The following is an 18,184-nucleotide window of genomic DNA, read 5'->3' as shown; positions in this document are numbered from 1 at the left end:
ACAGCATCTCGGAGAGCACGAATAGGCCGCTCCCGGTTCACTCGTAAAGGGACGGCACGGACTTCTTGCCCTCGTTTAAGATGCTCTCGGGCTCCCGGACCGAGAGACTCTGCGTGGGGGCGGATGTGCCGATGAACGACGTGATGGGCAAGTGGGTCACGGGAACGCTGCTCTCCCGGATGGAGCCCCCGATGCGGACGGCGCTGCTCCGCGTCGCGCCTGCGGCACCCTTCCGCAAGGGAACCGTCTTGATAGGGCAGGACGACCCTCTCACCGACTTCGCGTTCATCCTGCGTTCCGACAGTCTGGACTCGACGGCCTGCGTCAAGGTGACGGGCCGTCTCGCGGACGGCCGGGACGGGCTGCTCGGCATCCGGCTCTCCGGCGACATCGTCGGAGAACTCGGAGCGCTGCACCGGCAGCCCCGCTCGGCCACCGTGACCGCCTGCTCGAAGGTCTGGGCGCACAAGGTCTCGGCGACGGTCCTCATGGCGTTCCTGCGGGAGCATCCGCAGGCGTGGCTCGCGCTCAACGCCACGATCGCCGACCGGCTCCAGTGGGCGAACCAGCGCCGGCTGGACTTCGCCGGATTCCCGGTGCACGTCCGGCTCGCCCGCGTCCTCCTGCTGCTCTCCGACCAGCACGGCCGGCCGGTGGAGCCGACGGGCAAGGCCCTTGGCGTCGCACTTTCGCACGAGGAGTTGGGCATGCTCATCGGCGCCGGCAAGGACGCCGTGTATCAGGCGGTGTCCCTGCTCAAGCGGGACGGGCTCATCACCTCCGCCTACCGGAGCGTCGTGATCCTCGACGAGGCCGGCCTGCGCCGCGCGGCCGAGCCCGACGCGACGCCCTAGGCGGGACGAGCATGCGGACGGCCCGTCACGCGGTGGACACCCTCCTCAGGTGAGGATCTCGGCCGCGGTTCCGGTGATCAGCGCGAGCGTGATCCACGGGATCGCCCGCCCGATCTGCCGGTACTTCGCCTCCGCGAGGGCGGCGAGCGTGCGGGCCAGCGCCCACGCTTCGTCACGCTGCGCCGCGGCGCCCGCGGGCGGCCGTTCCGGGATTCGCACGATGCCGTAGCGGCTGGGCGCCGCGTCCCCGGTGAGGCGCGGCCGCAGCGCCAGCAGCAGCAGGAATCCGGCTACCACGGACGCGGCGAGGAACGCCCCGAACAGCGTGGTGGAGATCGTCGTGGGTTCCGGGCCGGCCGCGCGTGCGGTGGTCAGCCCCACGACCGCTCCGGCCTGCAGCGCGATGAGAATGGACACTTTCGTGTCGGCATGCTGCACATACGCCTGACCGGCGGTCATGACGGTCAGCGCGACCACCACGTCGTCGGCCGTGACATCGGCCGTTTCATCGGCCGCCGGATCCGCCGTGCCCGTCTCATGCTGGTGCATGCGCCCCCTCCATTCGATTCGGAACCAGTGAAACGCGCCGAGGGAAAAGAGATCACGTATTAATGCGGCGTTCTGTGGTGAGCGGTGTGATTGCCGGGGTCAGAAGGGCGGGACGCCGTATTTATGCGACATCTCTCCCAGTGCTTGGTGGCACTCTTCTCCGCGAACACCCACCGACGAAAGGGCTGGGCACAGTGGCGGAAGGCGATGACTTCGCACGCCGGCTGGTGGTCTCCGTCGACGCGAAGGGCTACGGAGGCACCACCGGAAACTGGCAGCGGCGCATGCAGAGCGGCCTGAGCGCGGTACTCGACCAGGCGGGCGACCGGGCCGGACTCCGGCGCTCGGGCTGGTGGATCCAGGAGGCGGGCGACGGGGAGGTCGCGGTGCTCCCCGCCGGTGAGCCCGAGCCCCGTGTCGTGGACGACTACGTCCGGCACCTGCACGCCGAACTGCGCCGCTACAACAGGGACGTCCCGGCCGGCCGCGAGCTGCGGCTGCGCATGGCCGTCCACTACGGTCCCGCGCTCCCGGCCGCGAAGGGCTACGCCGGCGCGGGACTGGTGGTCGCGAGCAGGCTGTGCGACAGCGCAGCGCTGCGCCGGGCGCTGGACGGCACGGGTGCCGCGCTCGCGGTCGTCCTCTCCGAGCCGGTCTTCACCGGGACGGTCGCCGGGGAGCACACGACACTCGACCCCGCCGACTTCCGGCAGGTCACCGTGCGGATGAAGGAATTCATGGGCCAAGCCTGGATCCATGTTCCCGGACACGACCTGGCCGGGGTCGACCTGGACACCGGCGATACCGGCACCGACACGAACACGGAGGCTTCACCCGCCCCCCGGGCCCCCGGCGCACGGCCACCCGTCCGGCAGGCGGAGGGTCCCACCGGCGACTACGCGGGCGCGAACATCCAGGCGGTCAAGTTCGTCGGCCGCGACGAGATCAACTACGGGGACGGGGCGGGCCGATGACCGCCGCCCCACCGGAGCCGCAGGACGGCGTCCCGGCCGAGCCCGAGGCCGCCGCGCAGCCGGACCCCGACGGCGCGGAGCCGCGCGACGCCCAGGACCTCGGCCGGGAGTTCTCGCACCGCGCCGCGCACCCCGGTGAGACCGGCGAACGGCTGGGCACCGAGCACGACGCCCGCTCGAACTTCGCCGGCGCCACGGTGACGGCCGAGCGGTTCGTCGGCCGCGACATGATCAACTACATCACCGTCGAGGGCCGGGCCGCGCGTATCCGGCTGGTGCCGCTCAGCGACGAGGACCTGGCGCTCGACCGCTGCTTCGTCCCCCCTCCCGGCTTCGGCCGCGCCCAGGCGGCAGTGCGCGATCGCCGCGTCGTGGTGCTCCGGGGCGCGGACGGGACCGGCAGGTACGCGCTGGCTCGGCGGCTGCTGCTCGGCCTCGCGCTCGGCACGGTGCGGCGGCTGCACCCGGAGACCGACCTCGGTTCCCTCGCCGGTACCGACCTGGGCCCCGGCGGCCACCTCCTGGCCGACCCGTCCCCGCAGGCCGCGGCGAAGCTCCGCGCGTTCGACCTCGACCGGCTCGCCGCCGAGCTCGGTGCCGACCGCAGGCTCGTCATCACCACCACCCACACCACCGGCCTCGCCGACCCGGACCTCGGACGGCACATCGTGGACGTGTCGCCGCCCGACCCGCACGATGTGCTGCGTTCGCACCTCGGGGCGAAGGCGACGCAGGATCGGGCCCGGAGCCTGCTCGCGGATCCCGCCGTCGCCGCCTTGTGCCGCGAGCAACTGCGGGACGCCTCGCCCGGTCAGGCCGTCCGGCTCGCCCTGCTGCTCGCCGCCGCGCGGGACCCGGTCGCCGAGACCGTGCGCGCCCGGCTGGCAGTGCACCGCGTCCCCGACCTGGAGCGGTGGTTCGGCGGGATGGCGGACCCGGCCACGCAGACCCTCGCGATCGCGGTCGCGACGCTCGGCGGGGAGCACTACGACCTGGTCGCCAACTCCGCGGATCTGCTGGCCCGGCGACTCGAACCCGCGGACCAGCCGCCTCGGACGCCCACGCCGTTCGGCGGCACCCGCAGCGCCCGGCTGCGCGAGATCGAGGCGCACCTCGTCGAATCGGAACTGCCCGCGCGGCATGGCGGCACCGCTCCCGGGCGGGTCGTGCGCTTCCAGGAACCGGGGCTGGCCCGGCGGCTGCTGCTGCACGTCTGGGAGGAGTACGACGAGATCAGGCCGGAGCTGCTGAACTGGCTGCGGCTCTGCGTCCGGACCGAGGTCCCGACCGTCCGGATCAGGGCCGCGGTCGCGACCGGGATCCTCGCGGCGGAGTCGTTCGACCAGATCCGCTCCGCGATCATCCTGCCCTGGGCGCGGTCCGAGAACGACGAGGCGCGCGACGCCGCGGCCACCGCGCTCGGCGTCGCCGCCGAACGCGGGGAACTGCGGGATGCCGTGACGGGCCTGGTCAACGCGTGGAGCACCGAGGACACGAGGCCGCTGCTGCGCGCGACCGCCGCCCGCGCCTGGCGGGTCACCCTGACCGGAGGCGCGGCGCGGAACTGCGCCGAGGCGGTCACGCTGCTCGAGCTCCTCGCCGGCGACGACCGTGCGGCGGTCAAGGAGGCCGTGTGCACCAGCGTCGCCGAGATGCTGGAGTACCGGGACGGCGTGTTCGCCTTCGCGGCGCTGGACCTGCTCGTCGACTGGGTGACCAGCCGCCGTCCGGGAGTCCGTGTCACGGGGCGCCTCGGGTTCCTGCTGGCCGCCGCCGATCTCGGCCAGATCGCCGAGGACGGGGCGTGGCGGCCGACGCTGCTGTGCCACGCCGCAGCGGATCCCGCCTCGGCGCACAAGGTCGTCCGGTTGTGGCACGCGACGCTCAACTCTCCCGACCTGCACGAGGCCGCCAAGGACGTGCTCGGAGAATGGGCGCGGCTGCTGGAGGAGACCCCGTCCGGCCCCGCCCTCCTCGGCTGGCTCCTCGCGGCCGTCGGTTTCGACCGCCGCACCGACCGCATCGTCCGGATCACCGTGTCCCGATGGTCGCACGCCCCGAAATGTGAGGCCGCGGTCCGCGCGGCCCTCGACGCGAGGAGGACCCTCCGATGAACCCGCACCAGGGGAACGGCCCCGCACCGTCCGGCCTCATCGTCGGATCCGGCCCGGTGACGTTCGGGGACCGCGGTCCCGCCCCCTCACCGGGCATGGCGCTCGTCTACTCCGACCGCGGCGGCGTCGCCGTCCCGCCGTTCGGCCGGGCCTCGATGCTCGACGCCCACCGGTACAAGAACTGGTATCTGGTCGACGTGCGCCGGCACCACGACACCATCAGCGCCAGCGTGCCGAGCCGCTACGACGCGATGCGGTTCCAGCTCGAAGCGGACGTGACGTGGGGCGTGACCGCTGCCGAGGTCATCGTCGCCTACGCGCTCGAAGACGCCCTGGAAGCGGTGAAGTCGCGCCTTCTCGAGCGCTTCTACCAGGTCACCCGCCGGTACGACATCGACGACTGCATCGCCGCCGAGCGCGAACTGCTGGACATGCAACTGCGCGGTCCGTTCGCCCTGGAAGAGGGGATCACGGTCTTCAACGTCGTGGTCCGGCTGCACATCGACGAGCACACGGCCGAGTTCCAGCACAAGACGCGCGGCCTGGAGCGCGACTTGGTGACCGACAGGCAGAACGTCGAACTCGAGCGGCAGCGCCTCGATGCGCTGCGCCGGACGGCCAAGGGCGAGGACGACCTGTTGTTCCTCTTCCTGGACCGGCACCCGAACCAGGTCGGCGACATCCTGCGGATGATCGCCCAGCGCCGGGAGATGACGCAGAACGCCCAGATGGCGCTCTTCGACAAGATGGTCGACAAGGGCTTCATCCAGGAAGCGGACGTCGAGAACATGCGCGGGCTGCTGCTGCAACCGCTGGAGCGGGTCGCCGACAGCGAGGCGGTCACCGCGTTCGGTGCACCGGCCGTCCCCCCGCCCCCGGCCGCACCGCCGGCGCTCCCCGGCCCGAAACCGGGGGCGAACGGGAACGCGACCGCGAACGGCAACGGGAACGGGAACGGGAGCGGTTCGTCCGCGCCGGAACCGTCGCGCCCCGACGCGCCGTCTACACCACCGCCGCCACCGCCACCGCCCGCGGTTCCGCCACCGCCCGCGGTTCCGCCGCCGCTGGGGACTCCGCCGGCGTCCGGGGCTCCCGGAGAGTCCTCAGGGAGTGACGGCGTCGCCGGCTGGAAATCGTTCGGGAGCCGCGACGGAGGCCGGAAAGCATGAGGCGCGGCGATACCACCCGCCACCATCGGCCGCCCCGGCGAGACGCGCGCACCGCACCGGAACAGGCGATGTACGTGCGGCGACGCGCCGCGGTCGCGGTCGGTGCCCTGCTCGTCCTGCTCGCCTGCATCACGGGCGCCGTGCTGGGCGGGGCCCCCAGAGCCGCGGCGGGCCTCTGCCTCGCCGCGGCCGGGGTCCTGATCGTCTGCCTGCTCCTGCTCCAGGCGCGAAGGGACCACCTCGCAACACTCCGGTATCGGGAGAGGTACGTGACCGCTGATCAGCCCACCGCTCGCCCAGCGCCGCCCCTTCCGGGACCGACCGGCGTTCCGGCACCGGACGCCTGGCCCTCGGAATCCGGACGGAGCCCGGCCTTCGCTCCCAGCGCGGCGCCTGCCACCGCGCCGGCGCCCGTACCGGACGCGGACGGGGCACCCGCCGCGGACGCGAGCGACGCGGCGGGTCCGGCCGGAGAGCCGGCGGCGCGGCCCGCGTCCGCAGCGGGCCGGTTCCCCCGGCCGCTCGGAACGTCCAGCGAGGCCCACCAGCAGCCCTGGCTGCTTCCGCCCGAGCCCGGCCCGTCCGGAATCGCGGCCGACTCCGCCAAGGTCGGCGGCCTCCAGGTGCGGGCGGCATCGATCGTCGGCCCCGGACACCGGTGCGAGGTGCCCGTCGAGCCGCGCCAGGACGCCTACCGGATCGCCGTGGACCAGGGCCACCGTCACCTGGTCGTCGCGGTCGCCGACGGGATGTCCGACAGCCCGCACTCCCACCTCGGCGCGAGCGTGGCGACGGGCGCGCTCATCCGGCACCTGTGGGCGGAGGCCGCCGGCGGGCCGGACGACGCGCGGGCGCGGGAGTGGTTCGTCTCGGCCGCGCGGCAGATGGCGGGCGCCGCGCACCAGCGCGGGGTCGGACCGGAGGCGGTGCGCGCGGCGGTACTCGCCGCCGCGGTCGACCTGGACGCCGCCGCGGACGGCACCCGGTGGGTGCGGGTGTGGTCGATCGCGGACGTGAGCGCGTGGATCCGCGCGGAATCGTCGTGGCGGCAGGTCGCCGGCGACGTGCGAAGCGGCTACGGCCGCAGTGAGCTGAAGGAGTTCCTGCCCCACCATCCGCATCCCGCCGGCACCTCGTTCCGCCTCGCGCCGGGTGCGGTGCTGACGCTGGCGACCGACGGCATCGGCGACGCGCTCGGCCATCCCGACCTCGGCGCGTGGTTCGCCGGCCGGTGGGCGCGGCCGCCCCACATCAGCGACTTCGTGGACGACGTCGGCTTCGAGGCGAGGGGGGAACAGGACGACCGGACCGCCGTCGTCGTGTGGTGCCCGGACCGGGGAGGGCCGCGGTGAGGACATGGTCGGACTCTCCCTTCCCCCGGCTGGTCCGGTCGGGCGACGTCGAGGGCTACGACGCGGCCACCGTCGTCGCCCGGGACAACGGGGAGTCGTCGGTGATCCATGAGGCCCCGGGCCACCCGGGATGGCTGGTCAAGCGCTACAAGCCGGCGGCGCGCATCGGCCACATCGCGCTGGACGACCTCATTGAGCTGCCCGGCCAGATGTCCGCGGGCGACCTGGCGCTGGTCGACCGGAGCATCGCCTGGCCGGTCTCCCGGGTGGTCGACGGCTACCGCACGGTCGGCACGCTCATGGCGCGCGCGGACGACGCGTTCACCGGGGACGTCGCGCTGCTGCAGGGCCGCACCCGGCGGCAGACCATCGAGGTGGACCTGCTGGCCAATGCCGACCGGGACATCGAGCGGCTCGGGCTGCCGGTGCCGACGCCGGCGCTCCGGCTCGCGGCGATGCGGGAGATCGTCGCGGTCGCCGCGCTCTTCGAGCGCCATGGCCTGGTCTACGGGGACTGGTCCTTCGCGAACGCGTTCTGGGCCCCGGGCACCGACCGGGTCCTGGTGATCGACATGGACACCGTGCGGATGGGCAGGCGCGACCACCTGGAGACGCACAACTGGGACGACCCGCTCGCGGACGAGTCACGACCCCTCACCACCCATACGGACCGGTACAAGGTGGCGCTGCTCGTGGCGCGCACGACGACCGGGCTCCGGCAGGAGCGAGGCAAGGCGGTCGAGAGAATGGCCGCGCTCTACCCGAGGTACCCGGACCTCATCGCCCTCCTTGCCGCATGCGTCGACGCCACGGAACCGGAAGCCCGCCCCCGGTTGGAGGAGATCCTCTCGGCGATGGACGGGCCGGCCGCCACCGGCTCGCGGATCGGCGGCGGCCGCACCGGGACGGGAGCCCGCCCCCGCTCCGGTACGGCGTCGGCGGGTGGGCGCCAGAACCACGGCGTCCCCAGCGGAGCCAACGTGACCGGAACGGTCCCGTGGCGGCCGAACGGTGGACAAGCGCCGAAAGTGCCGTCGTCCGTGCCTCGGCCCCCGTCCACGCCGCGGCGGAGCACGCCGGCCGGTCCCCGCACGGCCGGCCCGGCTCGTGCCCCGCACGCTCCACGCACCTCACAGCGCACCCCGTCCGCGCCTGCGTCCGGCGCCTCCGCCGGTACCCCGCCGACCGGACCCGACCGGAGCCGTCCGCCGGAGCGTACGGGCTCGGGATGCTCCCCCGTGTGGATCGTCACCGTCCTCCTGCTCATCGCATTCATCGCCGTGATCGCCCTGCGATCCTGACCCGAGGAGAACAATTGGAACCGCACAGCGAGCCGGCCGCCGCCGGATACACCGCGCCCACCGGACGCGCCGAGCAGCGTGAGACCGGCCGCCGCAATGGCCTGCCGACCTACCTCGTGCTCGACACGTCCGGCTCGATGAAGCCGTTCGAGCAACTGCTGAACGCCACGCTGACGGAGGTCGTCGACACCCTCTACGCCAGCCCGAGGGTCGCGGAGTTCATCCACCTGTCGATCGTCTCGTTCAACACCCGTCCGCACGTGGTCCTCCCGATGACCGACATCTCCCAGCTCACCGGGCTGCCGGTGGTCGAGTGCCAGGGGAGGACCCAGTACGGTGCGATGTTCGACCTGCTGCGGGACCGGATCGACGGAGACATCGGCGGTCTGCAGGCCGGTGGAGTCCAGGCGTACCGGCCGGTGGTCTTCCTGCTGACCGACGGGATTCCGAGCGACGGCGGGACCTGGCGCTCGTCCTTCGCCGCGCTGCGCGATCCCGGATGGCGCCGGCGCCCCGGCCTCGTCTCCTACGGCTTCGGCACGGCCAGCGAGGCGGTCCTGGAAGAGGTGAGCACGCTCGCGGCGTACATCGCGGAGCCCGGAAGGGAGGAGGAGAACAAGAAGGCGCTGTCCCGGGCGCTCACCTCCGTGATGCGCACCCTGGTCGCCTCCGCCTCGGCACAACAGCTCCAGTTGCCGCACGAGGTCGAGGGATACAAGTCGGTGCCGCTCGAGTTCGCCGACATGTGAGTCGCGGTGGCCAGAGGAGCACTCGGGTGGATCGCCGCCTGGTGATCCACCCGGGAGGCTCCGGTTCAGCCGCCCGAGGCGGGGGAGGGCGGGGCGGTGGTGCGGGCGGCTGATTCGGAGAGGGCGCGGAGGCGGGTGGCCGCGTCGGACAGGTCGGTGGCGGCGATTGCGGCGGCGGTGATGTGGGCGTCGGCTGCGGCGGCGAACCAGGGTGGGGTCGCCGGGTCGTCCTGGAGGCGTCGTGCCAGGGCGCGCAGGCGGGCCGTGGCGCGTTCGACGGCCTCGGCGTCGGCGAGGAGCAGGGCGGCGGCGTCGGCGACCGGGCGGCGGGTGGGCAAGGCGGCCTCCTAAGCGGGGAAGACGGGGGCGCCCGCGTCGCGCCGGAGCATCTGGTGCCGGCCGGTGCGGCAGAGGACCGGGCGGGCGCCGTCGAGGCCGAGGGCGCGCAGCAGGTCGGCCAGGGGATGGTCGCCGGCGGCGTGCAGGCGGGCTCGCGGTGCCGGGTGCAGGCGGGACGGTCCGTGGGTGTGGACGAGCGAGCGCAGCGTGGCGCCCGCGAGCGTGGAGTAGAGCACCAGGTCGCCGGAGTGCGCCGGGCTGCTCGGGCCGAGTGGTCCGGCGAAGGTCAGGACGCGGTCGTGCTGGGTGTCGACGGTGACGGCGGCGCTTCGGGCGTTCAGGCGGACGCGGGTGGTGGCGGTGAAGGCATGCTCGCTCCACAGGTTGCGGTGGGCGGTACCGGCGGCGGGCGTGCTCAGTGCCGTGGCGAGCGTCCACAGGCCGGCGCCGCGCAGGTGCGGGCGGCGCAGCAGGTCCAGCCAGACGCCGACCGGACGGGGGCACCACGGGTCGTGGACCAGGAGGCCGAGGGTGATCTCCTGGTGCGGCCCGAGCGTGCTCGCGCGGTGGTCCCGGACGGAGAGGGCGACCAGTGATCGTCCGGCGACACGGACCGGGACGGCGCCGTCGGCCCCGGCGAGCACGGCCGCGGCGGCGTCGGCCGCGGCGTCGGTCGCGAACCAGGCCGTGAGGGTCGCCGCGTCCGAGGTGCGCGCGGGCAGTTCCACCGGGCCGTCGGGAGTGGGCTCGGCGCGGGCGGCGACGGTGAGGAAGGGGAAGCCGGCGGGGCGCCGTGGGTCGTCGTAGAGCTGGTACAGCCGGCGCTGGACGACGGGGCCGGTGTAGGGCGCGAGCCGCCGTTCGATGTGCGCGCGGGCGTCGGGGAGGTCGTGCTCGATGTTGGCGGCGTAGTGCTCCAGGCTGTGGCAGGCGGGGAACAGGTGCGTCGGGTCGGTGTAGTCCACGACGTACCGGTCGGGCCGGTCGGCGAAGCAGTTCCCGGCGCCCTGCCCGTCCAGGCTGGGGATGATGTCGTGCTGGTTGGTGATGCTGGCGACCCAGGTCGCGGGGTTCGCGGGCTCCTTGAAGTCGATCGGCGAGCCGATCGCGACGACGTGGGTGAGCCGGTACCGGGCGTTGAGCGCGGCGTCCCGGCTCAGGCTCATGACCGCCGCGCCGCCCGCACTGTGGCCGATCATGGCGAGGTCGGCGCCGGCGGGGATGCGGTGGTCGGCGATCGCCTTGGCGAGGGACCGGCTGTAGGGGCCGCTGTCCTGGACGGTGCTGCTGAACGCGCCGAGCAGGTCGGCGGGCGAGGCGTCGTCGGGGACGCCCATCCGCATCCCGGGCGCCAGCAGGACGTACCGCTCGACGTCGTCGGGGCCGCGCACGGTGAGCACCAGCGCCCGGCCGGTCGGCCCGATCGCGCGCAGGTCGCCGAGGAGGCCGAGCAGGGACGCGTCCCGGCAGAACCGCGCGGCCTCCCGCGAGGACGGCTCGGCGCGGACGGCGGCGCCGAGGCCGCGGTCCAGGCGCGCGATGGCGCGGTTGCTCAGCCCGGTCAGCGGGTCGGCGGTCGCGGCGCCCATGCCGGTGGCGATGAGCCAGGCGGTGTGGTCGTTCAGCGGGTTGCGGTCGAGCAGCGCGCGCAGCGCGAGGACCTCGCTGAACACGGGGGACACGGCGGTCAGCGCGCCCGCCGCACCGCGCTCCCCGACCAGGTCGCGCAGTGCGCCGGCCACGCCGGCGCGGCCCTCGCCGGCCGCCTCGATCAGGCGTCCGACCAGCGGGTCGCCAGTGAGCGCGGGATCGGTGCGGGCGACCGCGGCGATCCGCAGCCGCAGCGACGTGGTCATGACCGCGACGGGCAGGCTGGACGTGCCCGCGAACCCGCCGATCTTGGCCCCGAGGACGCCGAGCACGCCGCCGGACGGCGCCCAGCCGAGCCCGGCCGGGTCGGTGATCGCCCGGACCAGCGCCCGCTGCGCCCGCCACCCCTCCCGCGGCGCGCGGCACGCGGCGGCGGCGACCTGCGGATCGCCGAGCACGGCCGTGGCGTGCGCGGACGCCTCGCGCAGCGCGTGCGCGATCTCGGCCAGCTCCCGCGCCGCCGCCGGCAGCCCCGCACCGCCGGCGGCGCCGCCGGTCACGTTGTCGGGCGCCGGGCCGGCCGCGTCGGCTGCGCTGCCGAGTGCTGGGCCGGGCTTGTCGGGGGCGGTCATCGGCGGGCTCCGCGCCAGGTCATGCTCACGAAGCGGGGGCGGGGGTCTTCGGGGGTGTTGCGGGCCAGGACGTCGCTGATCGTGCGGGTCTCGGCGATGATCCGCAGGCCGGTGCGGGTGAAGGTCGCGGGGGTCAGCACGCGCGGGGCCAGCAGCGGGTTGGTGAGCGCCTGCGAGAACGCGTCGATCGCGATGATCTTGGTGAGGAGGGGCGGCAGGACGGCGGCGGGCGAGCCGGGCTCCTCGGCGAACAGGCCGACGTACAGCTCCAGGTCGTCCACGCTCCGGTACCGGTCGGCGAGGGCGTCCCGGACGCGCGGGTCGCCCGAGACCTGGGCGAAGCCGCGGGTCCTGGGGAAGCGGCAGTGGGCGCGGTAGTCGTTGTAGGAGGCCAGCCCCAGGGCGCGGCCGTCGGCGATCGAGGAGACCTCGACCTCGCGCAGCAGCGGGTCGGTGTTGAACAGGCCGATGCGCCCGGCGCGCTGCTCGGAGGCGTCCTCGAACAGCCGGCCGAGCCCGGGGCCGGGGATCAGGGCGGCCCCGAAGAGCGTCCGGGCGGCGGGCAGTTCGGTGTCGCCGACGACCAGGCTGGACGGGATGAGGCTGTGCCACCGGTAGACCAGGTTGAACTCGACCGACGCCCAGTTCTGCCGGTGCCAGGGCGCGTGCCGCAGCGTCCGGCCGAGGCGCGGGTCCAGCAGGAACCGGACGTGGTACGGCGTGATGTGGTTGATGTACTCCTCGACGACCAGCCGGATGACCTCGACGATGACGATGTTGCGGGCGGTCTGGAAGAGGCGTTCGTCGTCCCAGCCGGGGTTCTCCGAGGCGAGCGTCCGGGCGACCCGGTTGTGCTCGCGCAGGAACAGCACCGTCATCATCGTGAAGCCGACCTGCACGTTGCCGCGGTCGCCGCCGGTCGCGAACAGGGTGTCGCGCTGCGTGTCGGTGAGCCGCTCCATGCGCACGGCCGTCAGTGCCGAGAACTCCGCCTTGACCTTGCCGTCCTCGCACAGGAAGGGCGGGAACTCGCCGCCGTTGACGAGCCGGCTCTTCAGCAGGCCGCCCTCATGGGCGCGGACGGCGTCGGTGGCCTCGGGGGTCAGCCCGTACAGCGGGTTGAGGTCGATCTCGTGGTTGGACGTGCTGCGGCGCGGGTCGCGGGGCTCGCGGGACTCCCCGCGCAGGAACCCGTCCGTGAACCACTGGGCGAAGTAGGCGAACAGGACGGTCGAGCGGGGGCAGGGCGTCATCTCGCCGTCGCGGACGAACAGGTCGGCGGCCTGCTCCACCGTCGGGCGGCCGGTCTCCTGGCCGGGGACGGGCGGCAGATGGCGGCCGCTGTAGGTGCGGTCGGTCAGCGAGGACCAGGACGTGTAGGGCGCCATGGTGCTCAGCGGTTCGGGGCGCGGCGGCATCTCCCGGACGGCCTGGTCGATCACGGTCGCGTTGATGCGGCGGCGCAGCGCGGTGGAGCTCTCGGCGAGCCGCCACAGCGGCCGGCCGTGGGTGAGCGCCAGGTACTTCAGCCGGTTGCGGGCGCCGTCGGAGGCGAAGCCCCGGGCGCTCGGGCGGTTGTCCCGCATGGTCATGCCTCCTCGCGTGCCGGGGCGTCGAACGCCAGCGGGTAGCCGTCCGGGAAGACGTCCCGGTCGCGGCGGACGTCCCCGCCGGCGCGCAGGCCGGGTCTCAGCATGATCCGGCGGACGGTCTCGGCGATGACGACGCGGCCGGGGTGCACGCCCAGGCAGGCGTGCGGGCCGTGCCCGAAGTGCATCCAGGCGTGCGCGGGCCGGTCGGTCCGGAAGGCCGCGGGGTCGGCGACGGCGGTGCCGTCGAACATGGCGGAGGCGACCGCGGCGAGGACCAGGCGTCCGGCCGGGACGGTCGCCCCGCTGGGCAGCACGTGGTCGCGGGCGCAGTACCGGACGATCATCTTCAGGAAGGGGTCGAACCGCAGCGCCTCCCAGACATAGGGGTCGAACCGCCCCGGGTCGTCCGCGGCCGCGGCGGCCTCGGCGTGCAGCTCGGGCCGGCCGAGCAGCAGCGACACCGCGTTCGTCATGGACCCGGCGGCGTTCTCGACGAACCCGAGCAGCAGCCCGGCGACGTTGACCGCGACGCGCTCGTCGTCGAAGCCCAGCTCGGCGGGCAGCCGGGTGCGGACCAGCCGGCCGAGGACGTCCCCGCCGGCCGGTGCGGCCCGCCGCTCGGCGACCAGGCCGCGCAGGTACGCCATCATCTCCGCGCCCGCGGCGGCCGACGCGGCGCGCACGCCGGGATCGCCGGCGAAGTTGGCGGTGACGTCGGTCATGATGGCCCGCGACCAGCGCGACAGCGTCGGCTCGTCCGGCCCGGGGAAACCGAAGTAGCGGGCGCAGACCTTCAGCGGGACGCCCCGGAACAGGCCGGGGACCGCGTCGAGCTCCCCGCCGGCCTCGTCCAGCGCGTGCTCGGCGAGCTCCCCGGCGAGCGCGCGCACGGCGGGCACGTCCTCGGGCGCGAGCATGGCCTGCATCAGGCCCTTCTCGCGCCAGTTCAGCGGAGTCGCGTCGCGGGTCAGCATGATCGGGGCGCCGAGCGCGGCCTCCATCGACGGCCGGTAGGCGCTGACCGGGAACGACGCCGGGCTCGACAGCACGTCCACGACGTCGGCGTGCCGGGTGACCAGCGTGAACGCCGGGGCCGCGAGGACGGGCCGGTCGGCGCGCAGCTCGGCGAACAGCTCCCGCCAGTCGGCGCGCAACCACGCGGCCAGCCGGGCCTGGGCGCCGGGCGGATCGGCCCGGACGAGGGCGTCGTAGGTGGCGAGATACCCGTCATGCCGCATGGCACCAACTCCGAACTCGTGATCGGCCGGATCCAGAGAGTAAGGAACCGGTGCTGCCGCCGCCAAGGGATTCGACACTTTGAGTAGTTAAGTCAATTCATACGGTGACGATTGCCTATCTCTCAGGCAACTGCCTTGCGCACTGTTTCCGCAGTTCAATGGGGGTCGAATCGCGGGGGGAGCAGCATGGCGGAGCGTGCGAAGGTCGAGACGGTCCGGGTCTCGGAGGCCCGCCGGCACTCCTACCTGGTCGCGCTGGTCGTCCTGCCGCCCATCGCGGTGATCGCGGCGGTGCCCGTCGCGTGGGGGCGCGCGGTCGGGCCGCTGGACGTCGTGCTCGCCCTGGCGATGTACACCGTCAACATCTTCGGTATCAGCGTCGGCTACCACCGCCTGCTGACCCACCGCTCCTTCCGCTGCCCCCGCCCGGTGCGGACGGCGTTCGCCCTGGCGGGCGCGCTGGCCCTCCAGGGGCCGCCCACACTGTGGGTCGCCGAACACCGCAGGCACCACAAGTACTCCGACAAACCGGGCGATCCGCACTCGCCCTGGGTGTACGGCGACACCGGCCTCGCGCTGCTGCGCGGCCTGCTGCACGCCCAGGTCGGCTGGTTCTACAGCGCCCGCCGCCGGTCCAACCGCGAACACTGGGTGCCCGACCTGCTCGCCGACCCCGACATCCGCCGGGTGGACGCGGCCTACCCGGCGATCGCGGCCGCGTCCTTCCTGCTGCCCGCCGCCGCCGGCGGCCTGCTCTCCTGGTCGTGGACGGGTTTCTGGACGGCCCTCTTCTGGGCCGGCCTGGTCCGCTACGCGATCGTCCACCACGTCACCTGGTCGGTGAACTCGATCGCGCACTGCTTCGGCGACCGCGCGTTCGCCGCCCGGGACCGCTCCTCGAACGTCCGCTGGGTGGCGCTGCTGACCTTCGGGGAGGGCTGGCACAACTGGCACCACGTCGAGCCGACCAGCGCCCGGCACGGCGTCCTCAAAGGCCAGACCGACCCGAGCGCGGCCCTGATCCGGCTGCTCGAAAAGCTGGGCTGGGCTTACGACGTCCACTGGCCGTCCCCGGCCCGCATCGAGATGCAGGCGAACCGCGCCGGAGCGGAATCCGGCGGGGCAGCCCGGGAACCCGCGTCCCGGAAAGCCCCCAAAGCGGGCTGAGCGGTGCGGTTCTCCCGCACGCACGTCAGTGGTCGACGTGCTCGGCCGCGTTCTTCGGGAGAGCGGACATCACGAGCGCCGCCACGGCGTAGAGCACGGCGGAGACGACGAGGACGGTGCCGAGCGCATGGCCGTAGTCGCCCCGTTCCGGTGCGCCGGTCGCCGATTCGGTGGCGGTGGTGAAGAAGAGCGTGCCGAGAACGGCGATGCCGATGGCGCCGCCGATCTGGTTGACGGTCGACAGCACCCCGCCCCCGGCACCGGCGTCGCGCGCGGGGATTCCGGCGAGGACGACGTTGACGAGGATGGGCGCGCAGAGACCGAGCCCGAGGCCGCCGATGAAGAGCGCGAGGGCGAGGAGCGGATATCCGGGATCGCCGCCGTCCCCGACGACCGCCCACAGGACGAGCTGCGATGCCGCGATGGTGAGCGAGCCGCAGATCAGCAACGCTCTCCCGGCCCGGGCGGCGAGAGCGATGCCGAGCCCCGAGGTGACGATCGAGCCGAGCGCGTAGGGCAGGATCACCAGGCCGGTCTCCCACGCGGTGCGGCCGGTGCCGTCCTGGAGGTAGACCGACAGGGTGAGGAAGAACGACCCGATGCCGCCGAAGAAGAGCACGGACGCGCCCAGGCCGACCGTGAAGGCGCGGATCCGGAGCAGAGCCGGATCGAGGACGGGCTCGCCCCCGCGTCCGGCGAGGCGCCGCTCGTGGACGAGGAAGACCGCCAGCATGACGATCCCGGCGGTGAGAAGGGCGTAGCTGGTCCAGGTCCACCCCCAGGGCCCGGTCTGGATGATCGGCAGCAGCAGGAGCAGGATGCCCGCGGCCGCGAGCAGCGCACCCGGGAGGTCGAGCCGCGCGGTCGAGGTGGAGCGCGACTCCGGCAGCACCTTCGCGCCCATGACGAGCGCCAGGGCCGAGACGGGCACGTTGATCCAGAAGATGGTGCGCCAGCCCAGGCCGAACAGATCGACGTCGACGAGCAGGCCGCCGAGCAGCGGGCCCGCGACCGACGCGAGGCCCTGGACCGCCCCGTAGGCGCCGAACGCCTTGGCGCGCTCGCCCGGGGCGAACGACGCCCGGATGATCCCGAACACCTGCGGGACCATGATCCCCGCGGTCAGCCCCTGCGCGGCGCGGGTGCCGACGAGCATGCCCGGCCCGGCGGCCAGTGCGCAGAGCGCGGAGGTGGCCGTGAACCCGGTCAGTCCGATCATGAACAGGCGCTTGCGGCCGTACCGGTCGCCGAGCCGCCCGCCGGTGATCAGGCCCGCGCCCAGGGCGAGGACGTAGGCGGCGATCGTCCACTGGATCTGGGCGTCGCCGGCGCCGAGGTCGCGGGCGATCGCCGGGGCCGCGACGGTGACGATCGTCCCGTCGAGGAGGTCCAGGAACGAGGCGAAGAGCACCACCAGGAGCGCCGCGCCCGCGCCCGCGCCGGAGACCGGCGCCGGCGAACCGGCGGGGGCGCGCGTGCCCTCGTGAGGGATCTGTGAAGCGGTCATGCCGGGAACCATCGCCGCTATAGTTGCCGCCGAGTGACCGCTTTGTGCGTGAGGAGTGGGGAGCGATGGCCGCCACCTCCGCGCGGGCGCTGAAGCTGCTGTCGATCTTCGGGATCGGCGCGACGCTGACCGCCGGGGAACTCGCCGCCCGGCTCGGAACGTCGGTGCGGACCGTGCGGCGCGACATCGACACGCTCCGGGAACTCGGATACGAGATCGAGGCCGTGCGCGGGGCGGGCGGCGGCTACCGGCTCGGCCGCGCCACCCGGCTGCCGCCGGTCGTCTTCGACGAGGACCAGGCCGTCGCGGCGGCCGTCGCGCTGCAGACCGTCCCGGCGATCCTGTCCGGCATCCGGGAGAACGCCGCCCGCGCCCTCGCCACGCTCGGGCAGGCGATGCCCGCCCGCAGCCGCGCGCACGCCGAGTCGTTCACCGTCTCCGCGGCCCGCAACTACTGGGAGTTCCCCGCGGCGCCGATCGACGCCGAGGCCGTCCGCGCCCTCGGCGCCGCGATCAACCGGCGGCACGTCGTCCGCGCGGACTACTCCGGCGAGGAGGGAACGGTGACGCTCACGCTGGAACCGCACGACCTCGTCGTGTGGGCGGCACGGTGGTACCTCGTCGCGTTCGAACCGGACGCCGGCCGGTGGCGCGCGGTGCGCGTCGACCGCCTCGGACCGCGCATGCCCACGGGGACGCCCTTCCAGCGGCGCGACGTCCCGCACGGCGATCCGGCCGCCTTCGTCATGAGCACGCACGACCGCGGCGACACCCCGGCGGAGTGGCCGTGCCGCGGGTCGGCGCTCATCGCGCTGCCCGCGCCCGTCGTCGCCAGGTTCGCCCCCGGCGGATCGACGGTCGAGCACACCGCGGACTCCACCTGCCGGCTCACGCTCGGCGCGTGGTCATGGGCAGGGGTGGCCGGGCTGCTCCTGACCTTCGACGCCGACATGACGGACATCGAACCGGCAGAGCTCCGGCAGGCGCTGCGCACCCTGCGCACCCGAATCGACGAAGGACTCACCCGCGCCACGTGAGGGCAGCGTGTCACCGCTAG

At 73.9% G+C, this 18,184-nt stretch carries 15 protein-coding genes; 9 read left to right on the top strand and 6 right to left on the bottom strand.

Going from position 1 to position 18,184, the window contains the following annotated elements:
* The first annotated feature begins 131 nt into the window (after positions 1-131).
* A complete protein-coding gene (locus ABZ806_RS07185) occupies positions 132-854 on the top strand; it encodes a Crp/Fnr family transcriptional regulator (RefSeq protein ID WP_500215955.1) in 723 nt (240 codons plus the stop codon).
* A 45-nt stretch (positions 855-899) separates the two neighbouring features.
* Here the strand turns inward: ABZ806_RS07185 and ABZ806_RS07180 are convergent, their stop codons facing one another.
* On the bottom strand, positions 900-1,403 hold the full coding sequence (locus ABZ806_RS07180; protein WP_500215954.1) for a Pycsar system effector family protein: 504 nt from the start codon (positions 1,401-1,403) through the stop codon (positions 900-902).
* A 194-nt stretch (positions 1,404-1,597) separates the two neighbouring features.
* Between ABZ806_RS07180 and ABZ806_RS07175 the strand changes: the two genes are divergently transcribed.
* The 6 genes from ABZ806_RS07175 to ABZ806_RS07150 all read left to right on the top strand — a co-directional run bounded on the left by ABZ806_RS07175 (position 1,598) and on the right by ABZ806_RS07150 (position 9,062).
* A complete protein-coding gene (locus ABZ806_RS07175) occupies positions 1,598-2,377 on the top strand; it encodes a nucleotidyl cyclase domain-containing protein (protein WP_500215953.1) in 780 nt (259 codons plus the stop codon).
* Positions 2,374-4,491 (top strand): hypothetical protein, encoded by a 2,118-nt coding sequence (locus tag ABZ806_RS07170; RefSeq protein WP_500215952.1) that lies wholly within the window; start codon positions 2,374-2,376, stop codon positions 4,489-4,491. The genes ABZ806_RS07175 and ABZ806_RS07170 overlap by 4 nt, the downstream gene beginning before the upstream one ends.
* Positions 4,488-5,660 (top strand): hypothetical protein, encoded by a 1,173-nt coding sequence (locus tag ABZ806_RS07165; RefSeq protein ID WP_500215951.1) that lies wholly within the window; start codon positions 4,488-4,490, stop codon positions 5,658-5,660. Before ABZ806_RS07170 ends, ABZ806_RS07165 begins: the two co-directional genes overlap by 4 nt.
* Positions 5,661-5,728: 68 nt before the next feature.
* The gene (locus ABZ806_RS07160; RefSeq protein WP_500215950.1) at positions 5,729-7,012 is read left to right on the top strand and encodes a protein phosphatase 2C domain-containing protein; all 1,284 of its coding nucleotides are present in this window, start codon (positions 5,729-5,731) and stop codon (positions 7,010-7,012) included.
* Entirely contained in the window at positions 7,009-8,313 is a 1,305-nt protein-coding gene (locus ABZ806_RS07155; RefSeq protein ID WP_500215949.1) for a hypothetical protein, read from the top strand. Before ABZ806_RS07160 ends, ABZ806_RS07155 begins: the two co-directional genes overlap by 4 nt.
* A 14-nt stretch (positions 8,314-8,327) precedes the next feature.
* The gene (locus tag ABZ806_RS07150; protein ID WP_500215948.1) at positions 8,328-9,062 is read left to right on the top strand and encodes a vWA domain-containing protein; all 735 of its coding nucleotides are present in this window, start codon (positions 8,328-8,330) and stop codon (positions 9,060-9,062) included.
* Between the two features lie 65 nt (positions 9,063-9,127).
* Here the strand turns inward: ABZ806_RS07150 and ABZ806_RS07145 are convergent, their stop codons facing one another.
* Genes ABZ806_RS07145 through ABZ806_RS07130 form a run of 4 tightly spaced genes read right to left on the bottom strand, consistent with a single transcriptional unit; the run spans position 9,128 to position 14,453 of the window.
* Positions 9,128-9,400, bottom strand: coding sequence for a hypothetical protein (locus ABZ806_RS07145; RefSeq protein ID WP_500215947.1), 273 nt, complete (start codon positions 9,398-9,400; stop codon positions 9,128-9,130).
* Positions 9,401-9,409: 9 nt separating this feature from the next.
* Positions 9,410-11,623 (bottom strand): alpha/beta hydrolase family protein, encoded by a 2,214-nt coding sequence (locus tag ABZ806_RS07140; RefSeq protein ID WP_500215946.1) that lies wholly within the window; start codon positions 11,621-11,623, stop codon positions 9,410-9,412.
* Positions 11,620-13,215: a peroxidase family protein gene (locus ABZ806_RS07135; RefSeq protein WP_500215945.1), complete on the bottom strand. Its 1,596-nt coding sequence runs from the start codon at positions 13,213-13,215 to the stop codon at positions 11,620-11,622. The genes ABZ806_RS07140 and ABZ806_RS07135 overlap by 4 nt, the downstream gene beginning before the upstream one ends.
* The gene (locus ABZ806_RS07130) at positions 13,212-14,453 is read right to left on the bottom strand and encodes a cytochrome P450 (RefSeq protein WP_500215944.1); all 1,242 of its coding nucleotides are present in this window, start codon (positions 14,451-14,453) and stop codon (positions 13,212-13,214) included. Before ABZ806_RS07130 ends, ABZ806_RS07135 begins: the two co-directional genes overlap by 4 nt.
* Before the next feature lie 186 nt (positions 14,454-14,639).
* On the opposite strand from ABZ806_RS07130, the gene ABZ806_RS07125 reads away from it, so the two are divergent.
* Entirely contained in the window at positions 14,640-15,620 is a 981-nt protein-coding gene (locus ABZ806_RS07125; protein ID WP_500215943.1) for an acyl-CoA desaturase, read from the top strand.
* Positions 15,621-15,645: 25 nt separating this feature from the next.
* Here ABZ806_RS07125 and ABZ806_RS07120 read toward each other — a convergent pair whose 3' ends face one another.
* Positions 15,646-17,127 (bottom strand): MFS transporter, encoded by a 1,482-nt coding sequence (locus ABZ806_RS07120; RefSeq protein WP_500215942.1) that lies wholly within the window; start codon positions 17,125-17,127, stop codon positions 15,646-15,648.
* 65 nt (positions 17,128-17,192) lie between these two features.
* Here ABZ806_RS07120 and ABZ806_RS07115 point away from each other — a divergent pair, with 65 nt between their 5' ends.
* Positions 17,193-18,164 carry a helix-turn-helix transcriptional regulator gene (locus ABZ806_RS07115; protein ID WP_500215941.1) on the top strand — a complete coding sequence of 324 codons (972 nt, stop codon included), beginning with the start codon at positions 17,193-17,195 and terminating at the stop codon, positions 18,162-18,164.
* Positions 18,165-18,184 lie beyond the last annotated feature (20 nt).

It is taken from the genome of Spirillospora sp. NPDC047418 (genome assembly GCF_040643275.1).
Taxonomy (GTDB): Bacteria; Actinomycetota; Actinomycetes; order Streptosporangiales; family Streptosporangiaceae; genus Spirillospora.
Note: the sequence above shows the minus strand (reverse complement) of the source record. Positions and strands in the feature narration are given on the sequence as shown.